The 14,891-nt window shown below is 66.8% G+C and carries 14 protein-coding genes and 1 pseudogene; 8 read left to right on the forward strand and 7 right to left on the reverse strand.

Features of this window, described 5'->3' with window-relative positions:
* Window positions 1–236: 236 nt before the first annotated feature.
* The 6 genes from AC3RCP_RS18650 (at window position 237) to AC3RCP_RS18675 (ending at window position 5,714) form a co-directional block, all read left to right on the forward strand.
* Entirely contained in the window at window positions 237–1,265 is a 1,029-nt protein-coding gene (locus AC3RCP_RS18650; RefSeq protein WP_007923607.1) for a cupin domain-containing protein, read from the forward strand.
* Window positions 1,266–1,294: 29 nt separating this feature from the next.
* Window positions 1,295–2,239, forward strand: a complete 945-nt coding sequence (locus AC3RCP_RS18655; RefSeq protein ID WP_492571164.1) for a DMT family transporter — start codon at window positions 1,295–1,297, stop codon at window positions 2,237–2,239.
* The gene (locus tag AC3RCP_RS18660; protein WP_492571163.1) at window positions 2,236–3,024 is read left to right on the forward strand and encodes a glutathione S-transferase family protein; all 789 of its coding nucleotides are present in this window, start codon (window positions 2,236–2,238) and stop codon (window positions 3,022–3,024) included. The genes AC3RCP_RS18655 and AC3RCP_RS18660 overlap by 4 nt, the downstream gene beginning before the upstream one ends.
* Complete coding sequence (locus AC3RCP_RS18665; RefSeq protein WP_007923604.1) at window positions 3,014–3,457, forward strand: acyl-CoA thioesterase; 444 nt, start codon at window positions 3,014–3,016, stop codon at window positions 3,455–3,457. Before AC3RCP_RS18660 ends, AC3RCP_RS18665 begins: the two co-directional genes overlap by 11 nt.
* A gap of 12 nt (window positions 3,458–3,469) precedes the next feature.
* Window positions 3,470–4,756, forward strand: a complete 1,287-nt coding sequence (locus tag AC3RCP_RS18670; RefSeq protein ID WP_492571162.1) for a cation:proton antiporter — start codon at window positions 3,470–3,472, stop codon at window positions 4,754–4,756.
* A gap of 124 nt (window positions 4,757–4,880) precedes the next feature.
* Window positions 4,881–5,714, forward strand: a complete 834-nt coding sequence (locus tag AC3RCP_RS18675; protein ID WP_492571161.1) for an enoyl-CoA hydratase/isomerase family protein — start codon at window positions 4,881–4,883, stop codon at window positions 5,712–5,714.
* A 148-nt stretch (window positions 5,715–5,862) separates the two neighbouring features.
* Here AC3RCP_RS18675 and AC3RCP_RS18680 read toward each other — a convergent pair.
* Both AC3RCP_RS18680 and AC3RCP_RS18685 read right to left on the reverse strand, forming a co-directional pair.
* A pseudogene (locus AC3RCP_RS18680) lies at window positions 5,863–5,973 on the reverse strand (IS1595 family transposase); the annotation flags it as partial.
* A gap of 4 nt (window positions 5,974–5,977) precedes the next feature.
* Window positions 5,978–7,567, reverse strand: a complete 1,590-nt coding sequence (locus AC3RCP_RS18685) for a protein kinase domain-containing protein (protein ID WP_492571160.1) — start codon at window positions 7,565–7,567, stop codon at window positions 5,978–5,980.
* A 339-nt stretch (window positions 7,568–7,906) separates the two neighbouring features.
* Between AC3RCP_RS18685 and AC3RCP_RS18690 the strand changes: the two genes are divergently transcribed.
* The gene (locus AC3RCP_RS18690; protein WP_492571159.1) at window positions 7,907–8,668 is read left to right on the forward strand and encodes an alpha/beta hydrolase; all 762 of its coding nucleotides are present in this window, start codon (window positions 7,907–7,909) and stop codon (window positions 8,666–8,668) included.
* Window positions 8,669–8,697: 29 nt separating this feature from the next.
* On the opposite strand, the gene AC3RCP_RS18695 is transcribed toward AC3RCP_RS18690, so the two are convergent.
* The 3 genes from AC3RCP_RS18695 to AC3RCP_RS18705 form a co-directional block, all read right to left on the reverse strand.
* Window positions 8,698–8,913 carry a DUF3079 domain-containing protein gene (locus AC3RCP_RS18695; RefSeq protein WP_101338258.1) on the reverse strand — a complete coding sequence of 72 codons (216 nt, stop codon included), beginning with the start codon at window positions 8,911–8,913 and terminating at the stop codon, window positions 8,698–8,700.
* Window positions 8,914–9,039: 126 nt separating this feature from the next.
* Window positions 9,040–12,183, reverse strand: coding sequence for an efflux RND transporter permease subunit (locus AC3RCP_RS18700; RefSeq protein WP_492571158.1), 3,144 nt, complete (start codon window positions 12,181–12,183; stop codon window positions 9,040–9,042).
* Between the two features lie 12 nt (window positions 12,184–12,195).
* Complete coding sequence (locus AC3RCP_RS18705; RefSeq protein WP_101338259.1) at window positions 12,196–13,392, reverse strand: efflux RND transporter periplasmic adaptor subunit; 1,197 nt, start codon at window positions 13,390–13,392, stop codon at window positions 12,196–12,198.
* 96 nt (window positions 13,393–13,488) lie between these two features.
* Here AC3RCP_RS18705 and soxR point away from each other — a divergent pair, with 96 nt between their 5' ends.
* On the forward strand, window positions 13,489–13,974 hold the full coding sequence (gene soxR, locus AC3RCP_RS18710; protein ID WP_007923596.1) for a redox-sensitive transcriptional activator SoxR: 486 nt from the start codon (window positions 13,489–13,491) through the stop codon (window positions 13,972–13,974).
* A 54-nt stretch (window positions 13,975–14,028) separates the two neighbouring features.
* On the opposite strand, the gene AC3RCP_RS18715 is transcribed toward soxR, so the two are convergent.
* Window positions 14,029–14,724, reverse strand: coding sequence for an anaerobic ribonucleoside-triphosphate reductase activating protein (locus AC3RCP_RS18715; protein ID WP_178081074.1), 696 nt, complete (start codon window positions 14,722–14,724; stop codon window positions 14,029–14,031).
* On the reverse strand, window positions 14,721–14,888 hold the full coding sequence (gene nrdD / locus AC3RCP_RS18720; RefSeq protein WP_053261543.1) for an anaerobic ribonucleoside-triphosphate reductase: 168 nt from the start codon (window positions 14,886–14,888) through the stop codon (window positions 14,721–14,723). The genes AC3RCP_RS18715 and nrdD overlap by 4 nt, the downstream gene beginning before the upstream one ends.
* Between the last annotated feature and the right edge of the window lie 3 nt (window positions 14,889–14,891).

Raw genomic sequence — 14,891 nt, forward strand, 5'->3', positions numbered from 1 at the left:
ACTGCTCACATAATTGTTGACAACGTTGTCAAAGATACCAACACTGCGATCTTTGACAGCCTTGTCAATCATAGCCGATAGGCGCTGTCCGGTAAGCATGCTTGATGTACTGGTCCACGACTTTCGTTCCGCGCCACGGAAGGAAGTCGGCTTCACCTGCGCAGTCACACCCGGTAACAGCGGTCGTGGGCGCGAGCGGTTTTCTCTTTTTACGTCAGGAAAAAGGAGTCTTCGAAATGGTTTCGAACAGTCGTATCCAGTATGGCTACATCAACGTCATCGAGCCCTCCGAGCACAAGGGCGAGCTCACCCGCGACAAGGTCGAGCGCTTCACCGAGGGCTTCAGCAAACCGGCCCTGCTGCGCAAACTCGCGCCCATCGGCGAGGAATTCTCGCAACGGGCGTTCTTCGATCAGGTCGGCTCGGGGAAAAACCTGCAATGGCGGGTCAAGTCCGGCGACCAGCCGGTGTCGATGCGCGACGAAAACGGCGCCTCGGACTACAACTACGTCACCGGCCGCGTCGGCACCGGGCAGGAATTCCTCGACGACATCTTCACCCACCACCTCGACGTCTACTCGCACCTGGGCACCATTTCCTCGAGCTACAACGACCCCTACGAGTGGGGCAAGGACGCCTTCAACCTGGTCAAGCAGCACGTCTTCAGCAAACCCTGGTTCAACATCGACGCCTGGAAAGTCACCGGCCACATGTTCCTCGGCTACAGCACCCAGGAATACGGCGAGCCGGCCCGCGGCGCGGTGGGCAGCGACTGGCACATTTTCCCGACCCTGAATATTTTCGTGATGATTGCCGGCACCAAGAAGTGGAGCACCCGCCCACCGCAGCTGGGCGACCAGTTCCGCGACTACGACCTGATGTTCGAAACCAGCAGCGGCCGCGAAGCGCCAGGCGGCGACTACGAGGCCGACACCGTCTACGTCGAGCCGGGCGACGTGCTGATCAACCCACCCTTCGAATGGCACAAGGTGCTCAATGCCCGTGGCCTGAGCATCGGCGCGGCGTTCCGGGTGATCGACATCGACTACCTGGACAAGCTGGAGAACCGCCGCAACCTGGACCTCTCCAAGGTCGCCCATGACAACGGCCACTTCGCCGAGACCGAGGAGCTGGCGCACTTCCTCACCAGCGTCAACTACGCCTCGCGCCACATCAACCGGGCGCAGATGCTGCTCAACGACATCGAGTACGCCTACCTGCGCAAGCGCGGCAACGCCGGCTCGGTGAAGATCGGCCACCGCTAGCCCCCAGGCGCCGCAGCGAGGACCCGCTCATGACGCTCACCGTCAGTCCCGAACAGCGCTGGGCCGGCATTCTGTGCGGCCTCGCCGCGGCCTTGATCTGGGGCGCGTTCCCGGTGGTCACCCGGCTGGGGCTGACCCGCACGCCGCTGGATGCCTACGACATCACCTGCATCCGCTACAGCGTCTCCGGGCTGATCCTGCTGCCGTACCTGCTCCGCCATGGCCGCCGGGGCCTGAGCTGGACAAGCATCGGCCTGATGGTCATCGGCATCGGCGCGCCGTACATGCTGGTGGTGGCCCAGGGGCTGGCCCTGGCCCCGGTGGAGCTGTTCGCGGTGGTGACTCCCGGCAGCATGATCCTGTTGTCGATCCTGATCAGCGCACGGCTGTTCGGCACCCGCCTCGGCGCCCGGGCGAACGCCGGCACCGCACTGATCATCGGCGGCGTGCTGCTGGCCGGCTGGCACAGTTTCGCCGGGGCCCAGGCCTCGCCCTACGCCTACCTGATGTTCCTGCTCGGCGGCCTGCTGTGGGCGATCTACACCCTGGTGTCGAAATGGTCCGGCAGCGCCGCGCTGCACGCCACGGCGATCGTCTCGGTGTGCTCGATGGTCCTGTACCTGCCGGTCTACCTGGCCAGCCGCGGGCTGCGGATCCTCCAGGCGCCGCTCTGGGATATCGGCATCCAGGTGGTCTACCAGGGCCTGCTGGTGTCGACGGTGGCGTTGTTCTTCTACAGCCGCTCGGTCCAGCTGCTCGGCGCTTCGCTCGGCTCCACCTTCGCCGCGCTGGTGCCGGGCACGGCCATGGTGCTGGCCGCCCTGTTGCTCGGCGAGCAAGCGGACAGCAGCGCCATCGCCGGCTTGCTGGTGGTGACCGCCGGCATGCTCCTGACCCTGCTGCCGCAACGCCCGCGCCCGCTGCCGGGCGCCATCGGCCAGCCGACACCCCGGCCACCAGGACCCACGCCATGAACGAGCTACATGAGCGGACAGCGGCCACTGTCCACAACCAAGGAAAACCAAGCATGAGCAGCGCACCCCTGACCCTCTACGAACTGGCCGGCGCCGACCCGGACCTGCGCTTCAGCCCGCACTGCTGGAAGACCCGCATGGCCCTGGCCCACAAGGGGCTGCAAAGCCAGCGCATCGCCTGGCGTTTCAGCGACAAGGCGCGTATCGACTTCTCCAGGCAGGGCGCGGTCCCGGTGCTGGTGGATGGCGACCAGAGCATCAGCGACTCCTGGCGCATCGCCCTGCACCTGGAACAGCGTTACCCCGAGCGCCCGTCCCTGTTCGGTGGCCGCGAGGCCGTCGCGCTGTCGGCTTTCGTCAACCGCTGGGCCGACAGCATGCTGCTGCCCGCCGTGGCCCGGGTGATCCTGCTGGATGTCTACGCACAACTGGCCGCCGAGGACCGGGCCTATTTCCGCAGCTCCCGCGAAGCGCACTTCGGCACCTCGCTGGAACAGCTGGTGGCCCCCCGGGCCCAGCATCTGGAACAGCTGCGCCAGGTCCTGACCCCGCTTCGCCAGACCCTCAAGGGCCAGCCCTTCCTGGCCGGCGAAGCCCCGGCCTACGCCGACTATTGTGTGTTCGGCATGTTCATGTGGGCGCGCTGCACCAGCAGCGAGGAACTGCTGGCCCCCAACGACGCCCTGCATGCCTGGCGCGAACGCCTGCTGGATGCCTTTGGCGGGCTGGCGCGCGCGGCCACCCTGGCCACCCCCCTCGAGACTGGAGCACGCCATGTCCAATGATCCCGCCCTGCACGACTTCGCCGTCCGTTCCTCGGACAAGATCCGCTACGCCGACACCGACCGCCAGGGCCATGTGAACAACGCGGTGTTCGCCACCTTCCTGGAAACCGGGCGGGTGGAGATCATCTACGACCCGCATGCGCCGCTCGCCGAGCCCGGCAGCGAATTTGTCATCGCGCGCCTGGAACTCGACCTGCGCGCCGAACTGCGCTGGCCCGGCACGGTGCAGATCGGCACCCGGGTCGCGACCCTCGGCAAAAGCTCGATGACCCTGGAGCAGGCGCTGTTCCAGGACGGGCGCTGCGCGGCCCTGGCCAGCACCGTGATCGTGCAGATCGACGCCCAGAGCCGGCGCTCGAAACCCTTTGGCGAAACGGCGCGGCGCCGGTTGGGCGCCCTGACCACGGCCGCGGAGTCGTTCGCGGAAAAATAGGCGGAGGACGCCATGTCGACGCTCCAGCAACTGTTCTCGGCCCTGCCGTTTTTCCAGCTGGCGGTGATCATCGTCGCCAGCCAGCTGTGCGGCGCGCTGCTGGCCCGCTGGGGGCAGTCGCGGGTGATCGGCGAAATCTGCGTGGGCATCCTGCTCGGCCCCTGCCTGCTGCTGGCCCTCGGCGCGCAGTGGCATGCCGCGGTCTTTCCGGCGGCCATCCGCCTGGGCATCGAGACCCTGGGCAATATCGGCCTGGTCCTGCTGATGTTCCAGATCGGCCTGCGCTTCGACAGCAATCACCTGGGCAACCACAAGATCGGCTTCAGCGCCCTCTCGGTGGCCGCCGGCGGGGTGATCCTGGCCTTCGCCCTCGGGGCCATGGTCGGGCTGCTCTCCCACAGCGCCCTGGCGCCCGCCCAACCCCGGCTCGGCTATGTGCTGTTCTGCGGCATCGCGCTGTCGATCACCGCCCTGCCGGTGCTGGTGCGAATCATCAGCGACCTGGGGCTGGAGCACTCTCTGGCCGGGACCGTCGGCATCGCGGCCGCCGCCATCACCGACATCATTGGCTGGGTACTGCTGACGGTCATCGTCGCCCTGTCCAGCAGCGACAGCTCGCTGTTCGGGGTGCTGCGCCAGCTGAGCTTCATCGTCCTGTTCCTCGTCCTCGCCCGCTGGGGCTTGCGCCCGCTGCTGCACACCTTGTTTACCCGGCTGCCCGCGACCCGCAGCGCGGCCCCCGCCGCGGATATGAGCATGGCGCTGATGCTGGCGACCGCCCTGCTGTGTGGCTGGATCACCACCCTGATCGGCCTGCACAGCGCCCTGGGCGGGCTGATCGCCGGCTGGCTGCTGCGCGAGCGGCGCCAGCACTGGCACCGCCATATGGAAGGCTTCGTCAACATCGCTCTGGTGCCCTTCTACTTCGCCGCCACCGGGCTGAAGATGGACCTCGGCGCCCTGGCGCCGCTCGACAGCTGGCTGTGGCTGCTGGCCTTCTTCGTCGCCGCGGTGCTGGGTAAAACCGCCGGCTGCTACCTCGCCGGACGCCTGGCCGGCCTGTCCGTGGAGGTCTCGCGCAGCGTCGCGATATTGATGAACACCCGTGGCCTGATCGAGATCATCGTGCTCTCCGTGGGCCTGGACATGGGGCTGATCTCCCAGAGCGCGTTCTTCCTGCTGTTGATGGTGGCCATCGCCACCACCCTTATGACCACCCCGTTGCTCCGGCGCCTGGCCAGGATCGAGGCCCTTCCATCCGCCCTGGCGAAAGGCGAGCTGCAGACTTCCGATCGGTAAATATCGAGCGACCGGGAAGGCCGGAAAAAACCAGGGACTACACTCGCAGGTTGTGCCTCGCCTGCGCCCGAAAGCCTGGCCGGGTACTGGATATCCCTCGCCAACCACAGGAGGTGCGGCGGCCATGGCCTTCACCGAAATCGACTACGAAACCCAGGGACCGATCAGGATCATCCGCTTCAACCGGCCGCAGAAACGCAATTGCATCGGCCCCACCACCCACCTGGAACTGATCGAGGCCTGGAGCCGTTTTCGCGACGATCCGCGCGCCCTCGTGGCCATCATCACCGGCGCCGGCGACCAGGCCTTCTGTGCCGGCGGCGACCTCAAGGCGGCGCTCGACCTGGTGCCCACCACCCCGGACGAAATCGCCGCGCACAATCGCGGCGAGCGCCCCGGGATCATCGGCCCGAGCCGCTGGACGGATATCTACAAACCGGTGATCGCCGCGGTGAATGGCCTGGCCTACGCCGGCGGCCTGGAGTGGGCCTGCTTCGCCGATATGCGCATCGCCGAGGAACACGCCACCTTCGGCGTGACCTGCCGCCGCTGGAACATCGGCCTGGGCGATGGCGGCACCCAGCGCCTGCCACGTATCGTCGGCATGGGCCGGGCGCTGGAGTTGATCCTCACCGGCAAGGTGATCTGCGCCAGCGAGGCACTGGCTATCGGCCTGGTCAACGAGGTCGTCGCCAAGGGCCGCTCGCTGGAGCGCGCGCTGGAACTGGCGCGCCTGCTCTGCACCCTGCCCCAGCCCGCCATGCGCTCGGACAAGGAAGCGGTCATCCGCGGCTACGGCCAGCCCCTGGCCGAGGGCCTGCGCATCGAAGCCGAGTGTTTCAATCGCTCCATCCATCAGCCGGAAACCCAGGAAGGACTGCGCCGCTTCTGCGAACGCGACCATCCGGACTTGCGCGGCGATGTGCCGTCCCAGACGCCGGGGTTGCTCAAGGATTGAGGGCCATAGCGTCACCGGTGCGGCTCACGCATCGGCTGCAAACAGCGCAAATAAATACGGCTTCACAGGTGCAACCAAGGGCAGCTCCATGACGCTGTACGGCCAAGCCTTTGACCAGGAGTTCTGGGAAAAAACGCTATCTATAAGGCTATGTCCCAATAGCGTGTTGCATGGTGCACCCGACTGCCTCCTGGATGCAGTGATCCGGTCGAATACCCTGCTGATAACGTTCCAGCATGCGGCGCCAGCCCAGGTAATTTGGGTCAAAAGAGCCTGTTCCACAGGCGCTTGAGCGCATTCGGCTGTTCCGCCCGCTCGCCGGTCGATTGAGGTGCCGAGGGCCGCGGGGAAGGCGGCGCAGCGGACGGGCGCGGCGCTTGGCCAGTGCGTTTGCGCTGCTCATGCCGGTCCCGGAGTGCGAGCAGTTCGGGGCTGTCCGGACGGGCTTCCAGGCCATGCTTGATATAGGCCCGCGCCAGGTCTTTATCGCCCTTGGCATACGCGCTTTCGCTCATCTCGGCGTAGAGCAGCGCCACCTGGTTCAACCCGGTCAGCGCCTGGGCGTTACTCGGCTCCAGGTCGAGTATCTGCCGGTAATAGAACACCGCGCTGTCATCCTCGGGCTCCAGCAGGTGTTCTTCGGCGATGCGCTGCTCGGCCAGTTGCCGGTAGCCGGCGATCCGCGCCGCGGCTACCCGTTGCAGTCCTTGCCGGGCCTGCGCGCTGGCTTCGTCGAGCTGCAAGGCCTGGTTGAAGAAATACTCGGCATTGTCCTGCGCCGGCTCGAACAGCTGGCCCGTCGCCAGGCGCTGTTCGCCACGTGCCAGCAGCTCGGCGATCTCGATCCGCTGCTGCAGGTACAGGCCAGTGCCGCTGGCAGCGCCGAGCAGCAGCAGGCTGCCGAGTGCCCACAGCGCCAGGCGCCTGTTCGGGCTGCGCCGGCGGGCGGGCTCGGCCTCGGCCTGGGGCGGCGCAGGATCGATCAGGGCCGGCACGAAGCGGGTAGATTCCAGCTCCACCTCGCTGGGCTCGTCCGGTTCGCCCGGTTGCTCTGGCTGGTCCAGCTCATCGAGTGCCTGCAGCAGCGCCCGGCAGTCGGCGAAGCGCTGGTTGGGGTCCTTCGCCAGCATCCGCTCGAGCAGCGCCTTGTACGGGCTGATGTGCGCCGGCAAGCTCGGCGCCGGCATCTGCACGTGGTTCATCACGGTCTGGGTATAGCTGGCACCGCGGAACGGATTGGTGCCGATGAGCATCTCCAGGAAGATCACGCCCAGGCTGTAGATGTCGGTGCGGATATCCAGCGGCTGGCACTGCGTCTGTTCCGGGCTGCTGTAGGCCGGGCTGCCGACCGCGATGCCGAGCCCGGTGAGCTCGCTGTCCATCTCCAGCGCCTTGGCGATGCCGAAATCGGTGATCACCACCGTGCCGTCGCTGCGGAAGAGGATGTTCGCCGGCTTGATATCACGGTGGATCAGGCCCTGCTCATGCACCACGGCGAGGCCGGTGGCGATCTGCCGGACGATATCCAGGGCACGCGTCGGCTCGAACACCTCGCCCTTGTGCCGGGCCAGGTCGCCGCCGCCGACAAACTCCATGGCCAGGTAGTAGCGGCCATCGGCCAGTCTGTTGATGTCGTGGATGGTGATGATCGTGGGGTGGTGCAACGAGGCGACGATATGCCCCTCGCGGATGAAGCGCTTGCTGAACGCCTCGTCATTGGCGTTGAGCAGTACCTTCACCGCCACCTTGCGGTGCAGCGACTCCTGGGTTGCCAGGTAGACTTCGGCCATCCCGCCTTGGCCAAGCCGGCTATGCACGCTGTAGCCGGGTATCTCGGGTAATCGTTCGTCCATGAAAGAATCCGTGCGCAGCCACTGATTGGGGGATCGCCGATACTGTCGGGCCGAATGTCACCCGTCGGATCAGGTCTCTAATCAATTAAGAGCGGGGAACTTTTCCGATAGTTCCCGGCTCGCCGTCTACCGCCGTCCTGGCATTTCGCGCTGCTCCTGGCTGGGGACGATCCTTCTGGCGGTGAGCAATGCCACAAGTTTAGCGGAGCAGGCGCCGACGCCAACCCCCGGGCGCCGGGTCGAGTGCGCAATGCCGGCATATGAGCCTATCCTGGGGCGCCGCAAGCGACCGCCGGCGGTCGTTCAGCAGCGCTTCGTCGCCCAACGGAGGTGAGCCACATGTCACGAATGGTTTCGCTCCTGGCATTGCTCGGCGCCTTGTACCTGGCGCTCTGCGTCGCGGCGTGGGTGTTGCAGCGTTCGCTCATCTACTTCCCCCAGCCCCGCGCCATCGCCAGCCCCGCCACACTGCTCAGGCTGCCGGTCGCCGACGCCGAGGTGCTGGTTTCCGTGAGGCCCCACGACGGCCCGAAGGCGTTGCTCTACTTCGGCGGCAACGCCGAGGACGTGTCCCTCAACCTGCCGGAATTTACCCGGGCCTTTCCCGAGCATGCACTCTACCTGCTGCACTACCGAGGCTATGGCGGCAGTTCCGGATCGCCCTCCGAGGCGGCCATCACGCGCGATGCCATGGCCTTGTTCGACAAGGTGCAAGCCGCCCACCCGCATATCGTGGTGGTCGGGCGCAGCCTCGGCGCGGCTGTCGCCGTGCGCCTGGCCAGCCAGCGTCCGGCATCGCGCCTGGTGCTGATCACGCCGTTCCACAGCCTGCAGGAGTTCGCCGCCAGCCGGTTTCCCTATCTTCCGGTGAGGTGGCTGCTGCAGGACAAGTTCGAATCCTGGAAATACGCACCGCGCATCGCCGTGCCGACTTTGCTGATCGCCGCCGAACACGACGAAGTCATCCCGCGTTCGAGCACCGAGACGCTCTATGCGCACTTCGCCCCCGGCGTGGCCAGGCTCGAGGTCGTCCCGGGCGCGGGGCACAATTCGATAGCCGCGAGCCCAGGGTTCCTGGAACTGCTCCGCAGCGGGCTGTGAGCGCGCCGGCCTTCCGGCAAGGCGCCGGCTCAGGACCGCTCCTCGTCCAGCGCCTTGTCCGACGCGATCGGCGGCTCGATGCCCCAGTCGCCGTGCAGGTACCAGTCGTCGCCGAGCATCTCGGCCGGGTGCATGGTGCGGTCCGCGCCATTGCCGCAGGCCAGGGCATTGGCCGCGCAGTAGCGGTCGCAGCCCCAGCAGATGCGTTCGGGGTGCTTGGGGCTGATGGGAAAGTGCTTGGCCATGGCGTTCCCCGAGTGCGGGTGGGACTGGGAATGGCTCCCAGGCTACGACGCCCGCGGGGAAATACCCTTGATCGGGGTCAAGAATGACAGGCCCGGGGCGCTCGTCTTGGCACCCCGGGCCACCTGTTACGCCGTGACCGCCGGCGCGTAGCGCACCGCCAGCTTGCGCAAGGCGACGTAGAACACCGGGGTCAGGAACAGCCCGAACAGGGTCACCCCGAGCATGCCGGAGAACACCGCGACGCCGGTGGCGCGGCGAATCTCGCTGCCCGCGCCGCTGCCGATCAGCAAGGGCACGGAGCCGGCGATAAACGCCACCGAGGTCATGACGATCGGCCGCAGGCGCAAGCGGCAGGCCTCCAGCGCCGCCTCGATGATGCCCTTGCCCTGGAGCTCCAGCTCCCGGGCGAACTCGACGATCAGGATCGCGTTCTTGCAGGCCAGGCCCATCAGCACCACCAGCCCCACCTGGACGAAGACGTTGTTGTCGCCGCCGCTGAGCCACACCCCCGACAAGGCCGCGAGCATGCACACCGGCACGATCAGGATCACCGCCAGGGGCAGCGTCCAGCTCTCGTACAGGGCGGCGAGGACCAGGAACACCAGCATCACCGCCAGCGGGAACACCACCGCCGCGGCATGGCTCTGCGTGACCTGCTGGTAGCTCAGGTCGGTCCATTCCAGGGTGATGCCGCGGGGCAATACCCGGGCGGCAATCTCTTCCAGCTTGGCGATCACCTGACCCGACGACAGCTGCTTGGGATCGGAGTCGCCGATCAGGTCGGCCGCCGGGTAGCCGTTGTAGCGCACCACCGGGTCGGGGCCGTAGCTGGGCGTCACGGTGATCATCGCACCGAGCGGCACCATCTCGCCCCGGTCGTTGCGCACCCGCAGGCTGGTGATGTCCTCGGCGGTCTGCCGGTAGGAGCTATCGGCCTGGGCCATGACCCGGTAGACCCGGCCGAACAGGTTGAAGTCATTGACGTAGACCGAGCCCAGGTAGGTCTGCAAGGTATTGAACACATCGCTCAACGACACCCCTTGCGCCTTGACCTTGACCCGATCCACCTGCACCTCCAGCTGCGGGATGTTGGCCTGGTAGGAGCTGACCGGGTAGGTCATGCCCGGGGTCTGCGCCACCGCGGCCTGGAAGGCGCTCAAGGCATTCTGCAAGGCGCCGTAACCCAGGCCCGCGCGGTCTTCGAGGTACAGCGAATAGCCCGAACCGTTGCCCAGCCCCTGGATCGGCGGCGGCAACAGCGCATAGGCAAAACCTTCGTGGACCTGGGACAGCTTGGCGTTGAGTTCGGCATTGATCTCCACCGCGCCGCGCTGACGCTGGTCGAACGGCTTGAGGATCACGTAGGCGGCCATGACATTCGGCGTGTTGACCGATTGCAAGGCATTCAGGCCGCTGAAGGCCGGCACGGTCTCCACGCCCTCCACCGAGAGTGCCGTCTCGATCAGCTCGCGGGTCACCGCATCGGTGCGGGCCAGGGACGCGCCTTCCGGCAGCTTGGCGCCGGCGAACAGGTAGAGTTTGTCCTGGGTCGGGATAAACCCGCCCGGCACCAGGTTGAACAGCCAGGCCGTGCCGATCAGCAGCAAGGCGTAGAGGAAGAACACCGAGCCGCGCCGCCCCAGGGAGTAGGACACCAGGCCGTGATAACCGTCGGAGCGGCGTTTGAACATCCGATTGAAGGCGCGGAAAAAGCCCCCGAACACCTTCTGGATGCCCCGCTCCAGCCAGTCCTGCGGCGCGCCGTGGGGCCTGAACAGCTTGGCCGCCAGGGCCGGCGACAGGGTCAGGGAGTTGATCGCCGAGATCACCGTGGAAATCGCAATGGTCACCGCGAACTGCTTGTAGAACTGGCCGGTGACGCCGGAGAGAAAGGCCATGGGAATGAACACCGCGCACAGCACCAGGGCGATGGCGATGATCGGCCCGGACACCTCCTTCATCGCCCGGTGCGCGGCCTCCCGCGGGTCATAGCCCTTCTCGATGAAACGCTCGACGTTTTCCACCACCACAATCGCGTCGTCGACCACGATGCCGATGGCCAGCACCAGGCCGAACAGGGTCAGGGTGTTGATCGAATACCCCAGTAAATACAGCCAGGCGAAGGTGCCGATCACCGACACCGGCACCGCGATCAGCGGGATGATCGAGGCGCGCCAGGTCTGCAGGAACAGGATCACCACCAGCACCACCAGCACCACCGCTTCCATCAGGGTGTGCTGCACCGCGCTGATGGATTCCCGGACGAACACCGTCGGGTCCCACACCGCCTTGTAGGCCACGCCCTCGGGGAAATGCTGGGACAGTTCGTCGAGCTTGCCGTAGACCGCCTCGGCGACCTGCAAGGCGTTGGCCCCCGGCGAGAGGAAAATCCCCACCGTCGCCTGGTTGCGGTCGTCCAGGTGCGCGCGCAGGGTGTAGTCGCCCGCACCGAGCTCGACCCGCGCCACGTCCGACAGCTTCACCAGCTGCCCGTCCGCCCCGCTCTTGAGGACGATATCGGCAAACTCCTGCTCGCTGCGCAAGCGCCCGCGCACGCTGATCGACACCAGGAAGTCGGCGCCCTGGGGCGAAGGCTCGGCGCCCAGCTGGCCGGCCGAGACCTGCACGTTCTGCTCGCGGATCGCGTTCACCACGTCGGCCGCGGTCAGTCCCCGGGCGGACAGGCTGTTGGGGTCCATCCAGATGCGCATCGCGTAGTCGCCTGAACCGTAGACCCCGACATCGCCGATCCCGGACAGCCGCGACAGCTCGTCCTTGACGTGCAGGGTCAGGTAATTGCGCAGGTACAGCGAGTCGTAGCTGTTGTCCGGGGACAGCAGGCTGACGTACATCAGCGGCGTCGGCGATTGCTTCTGGGTGGTCACGCCATACTGCCGCACCTCTTCCGGCAGCCGCGACAACGCCTGGCTCACGCGGTTCTGCACGCGCACCGCGGCGGTGTCCGGATCGACGCCGGGGACGAACGTGATGCTCAGCGCCAGGCTACCGTTGGAGCCGGTGACCGACTTCATGTACATGATCCCTTCGACGCCGTTGATCGCCTCTTCCAGAGGCACGGCGACCGACTCGGCGATCTCCTTGGGGTTCGCCCCCGGGTAGGTGGCGCGCACCACCACGCTGGTCGGCACCACCTCGGGGTATTCCCCCGACGGCAGCACCGGGATGGCGATCAGACCGAGGGCGAAAATGATGATCGACAGGACGATGGCGAAGATCGGTCGGTCGATGAAAAACTTGGAAAAATCCATGGCTGCTCTTCCTTAATTCGCCAAGGGTGTCTGGGGCGCGGCGGCCGCGGCCTGCTGCGGCGGCGCGGCGATGTCCCTGGGCTCCACCGCCATGCCCGGGTAGAAGATCTTCTGCGCTCCGTTCAGCACCACCCGGTCGCCGGCGGCCAGCCCGGCGCTGATCACCCGCAGGCCATCGAGCTGGCGGCCCAGGGTCACGTCCTTGCGCAGGGCCTGGTTTTGCGGGCCGATGACGTACACGTATTTGCGGTCCTGGTCGGTTTGCACCGCGCGGTCGTCGATCAGCACGGCGCGGGTCTCGCTGCCGCCTTCAAGACGCACCCGGGCGAACAGGCCCGCGGTCAGCCGACGCTCGGGGTTGGGCAGCACCGCGCGCACGCGGATGGTGCCGGTGGCCGGGTCGACCTGGTTATCCAGGAAGTCCACGGTGCCGGTCAGGGGGAAGGTCCCGACATCGTTGGCCAGGCCGACCCGCACGGTATTGCTCACCCCTGGGCGCTGGCCCTTGCCCAGCAGCTCGGTGTAGCGCAGCAGGCTCTGCTCGTCGGCGTCGAAATAGACGTACATCGGGTCCTGGGAAACGATGCTGGTCAGCACGCTCTGGTCGGCCTGGGCCAGGTTGCCGAGGGTCAGCATGGCCCGGCCGACACGCCCGGAAAACGGCGCGCGGACCTGGGTGAAGTCGAGGTTGAGCTGGGCCGTGGCCACCTCGGCGACGGCCGCGTTCACGTCCGCCACGCCCTGGGCCAGGGAGGCGCTGCGAATGTCGCCCTCCTCCCGCGACAGCGCCGACTGCTTGACCAGGGCCTGGCCGCGGCGGTCCTGCTCGGTGGCCAGGCGCACCGTGGCGCGGGCCCGGGCCAGCCGGGCCTGGGCGCTGGCCAGCGCCTCGCGGTAAGGGCGCGGATCGATGACGAACAGGGTCTGGCCCTTTTCCACCTCGTCGCCCTCGCGAAACGCCACCCGGTCGACATAACCGCTGACCCGTGGCCGCAGGTCGACCGCGTCGATCGCGCTGATACGGCCATTGAACAGGTCCCACTCACGCACCGCCTGCACGCTCACGGTCGTCACCTCGACCACCGGCGCCGCGGCGGCGACCGGCTCGCCCTTTTCGTTACAGCCGCCCAGCGCCAAGAGGAGGCACAACGCGCCCAATCGATGGGTTGAAGAACAGCCTCGACCGACTACTCGGCGAATTCGATTCATGAACGTGGACTCCCGCTGCACCAGAGGTATTGATTTATAGGCAGACGGAATATAAAAGTTAAAGTTAACTTTAAGTAAAGCCCCTTCGGAGGCCCCATGAAAAAGCCCAGCGAACCGCTGCTGACCATCACCGAAGTGGCCCGACGCAGTGGCGTCATGGCTTCGGCACTGCGTTTCTACGAGACCCGCGGGTTGCTCCACTCGATCCGCGTGGGCAGCGGCCACCGCCGCTACCCGCGCTCGATCCTCAGGCGGGTCGCCTATATCGTGTTCGCCCAGCGCATCGGTTTCTCGCTGGATGAAATCATCCAGCAACTGACCGGCCTGCCCATCAACACCGCCCCGGCGGGCGCGGACTGGCGGCGCCTGACCGCCACCTGGAAAACCCGGGTGCAGCAACGCATCGCCGAACTCGAACGGCTGAACATGAGCCTGGAGGAATGCATAGGTTGCGGCTGCATGTCGATGGAACACTGCCAGCTCAACAACCCCGAGGACATCTACTCGCGCAACGGCTGCGGCGCCCGGCGCTGGCTGGGGGACCAGAAAATCGCGATCCCCGGCGAGCCGCAGGCCGATTGATCGTGGGGGTCGCCTGCCCTCCCCGGCGGCGACCGTTCGATCCGCGCCAGCGCCTCAGCCGCGCAGCACGAACACCGGGAACATCTCGCGCAGGTGCTGCCACAGGTCCGGCACCAGCACCTGTTGCGGCGTGCTCGGCAATTGCGGGTCGAGCATGCGCGCGGTGCGCACCATCTGCACCGCGAAGCGCCTGACCCCCAGGGCTTGCAGGCGCTGGCCGAGGAGCAGCAGGCGGGCCGGCTGCAACAGGTGCCAGTGCACGGTGGTGCGGCATTCGTAGTCGACGCCGCTGGCCAGCAGCAGCTCCAGGCTGCGCCAGTTGGCCTTGCCGCTGCCCGGCACGCCGGTAATCATCGGGCCGTCTTCGGCCAGGGCCTTGACGTCGAAGCCGACCCAGTCGGCGCCGGCCACCGCCCGGGCAAAGGCCGCCGGCTTGATGCCGGCGCTGTGCAGGCCGATGCGGAAACCCATGGCCCGCACTTCATCCATCGCCGCCGGCAAACCATCCTGCAGGGTCGGCTCGCCGCCACTGAACACCACCGCGTCCAGCAGGTCCTGGCGGCGTTGCAGGAAACTCAGGACCCGGCACCAGTCCAGCTCCTCGCTGCCGCGCGGCGGGATCAGTTGCGGGTTGTGGCAGTAGCGGCAACGCCAGGCGCAGCCCTGGCAGAACAGCACGCAGGCGAGCAGCCCCGGGTAGTCGAGAGTGGTCAGGGGCACCATGCCCCCGACCCGCATCTTTCGGCTCATTGGCAACCGGCCGCGGTGGCCTGTTCGGTGAAGTGCACGCGCTCGCGGTGCTCGGACTGTTTACCCGGGTTGAAGGCCGAGACCGGGCGGTGATAACCCATCACCCGGGTCCAGACTTCGCAGCGCTGGCGTTGCGCCTGGGGCAATGTGGATTGTGCGTTCATGGT

The organism is Pseudomonas sp. GW822-FHT05A08, from assembly GCF_058800485.1.

Coding starts and splice junctions, on each gene's coding strand:
- AC3RCP_RS18660 (WP_492571163.1), top strand. CDS start 2,236: ATGAACGAGCTACATGAGCGGACAGCGGCCACTGTCCACAACCAAGGA.
- AC3RCP_RS18685 (WP_492571160.1), bottom strand. CDS start 7,567: ATGGACGAACGATTACCCGAGATACCCGGCTACAGCGTGCATAGCCGG.
- AC3RCP_RS18655 (WP_492571164.1), top strand. CDS start 1,295: ATGACGCTCACCGTCAGTCCCGAACAGCGCTGGGCCGGCATTCTGTGC.
- AC3RCP_RS18690 (WP_492571159.1), top strand. CDS start 7,907: ATGTCACGAATGGTTTCGCTCCTGGCATTGCTCGGCGCCTTGTACCTG.
- nrdD (WP_053261543.1), bottom strand. CDS start 14,888: ATGAACGCACAATCCACATTGCCCCAGGCGCAACGCCAGCGCTGCGAA.
- AC3RCP_RS18675 (WP_492571161.1), top strand. CDS start 4,881: ATGGCCTTCACCGAAATCGACTACGAAACCCAGGGACCGATCAGGATC.
- AC3RCP_RS18650 (WP_007923607.1), top strand. CDS start 237: ATGGTTTCGAACAGTCGTATCCAGTATGGCTACATCAACGTCATCGAG.
- AC3RCP_RS18705 (WP_101338259.1), bottom strand. CDS start 13,392: ATGAATCGAATTCGCCGAGTAGTCGGTCGAGGCTGTTCTTCAACCCAT.
- AC3RCP_RS18665 (WP_007923604.1), top strand. CDS start 3,014: ATGTCCAATGATCCCGCCCTGCACGACTTCGCCGTCCGTTCCTCGGAC.
- AC3RCP_RS18695 (WP_101338258.1), bottom strand. CDS start 8,913: ATGGCCAAGCACTTTCCCATCAGCCCCAAGCACCCCGAACGCATCTGC.
- AC3RCP_RS18700 (WP_492571158.1), bottom strand. CDS start 12,183: ATGGATTTTTCCAAGTTTTTCATCGACCGACCGATCTTCGCCATCGTC.
- AC3RCP_RS18670 (WP_492571162.1), top strand. CDS start 3,470: ATGTCGACGCTCCAGCAACTGTTCTCGGCCCTGCCGTTTTTCCAGCTG.
- soxR (WP_007923596.1), top strand. CDS start 13,489: ATGAAAAAGCCCAGCGAACCGCTGCTGACCATCACCGAAGTGGCCCGA.
- AC3RCP_RS18715 (WP_178081074.1), bottom strand. CDS start 14,724: ATGAGCCGAAAGATGCGGGTCGGGGGCATGGTGCCCCTGACCACTCTC.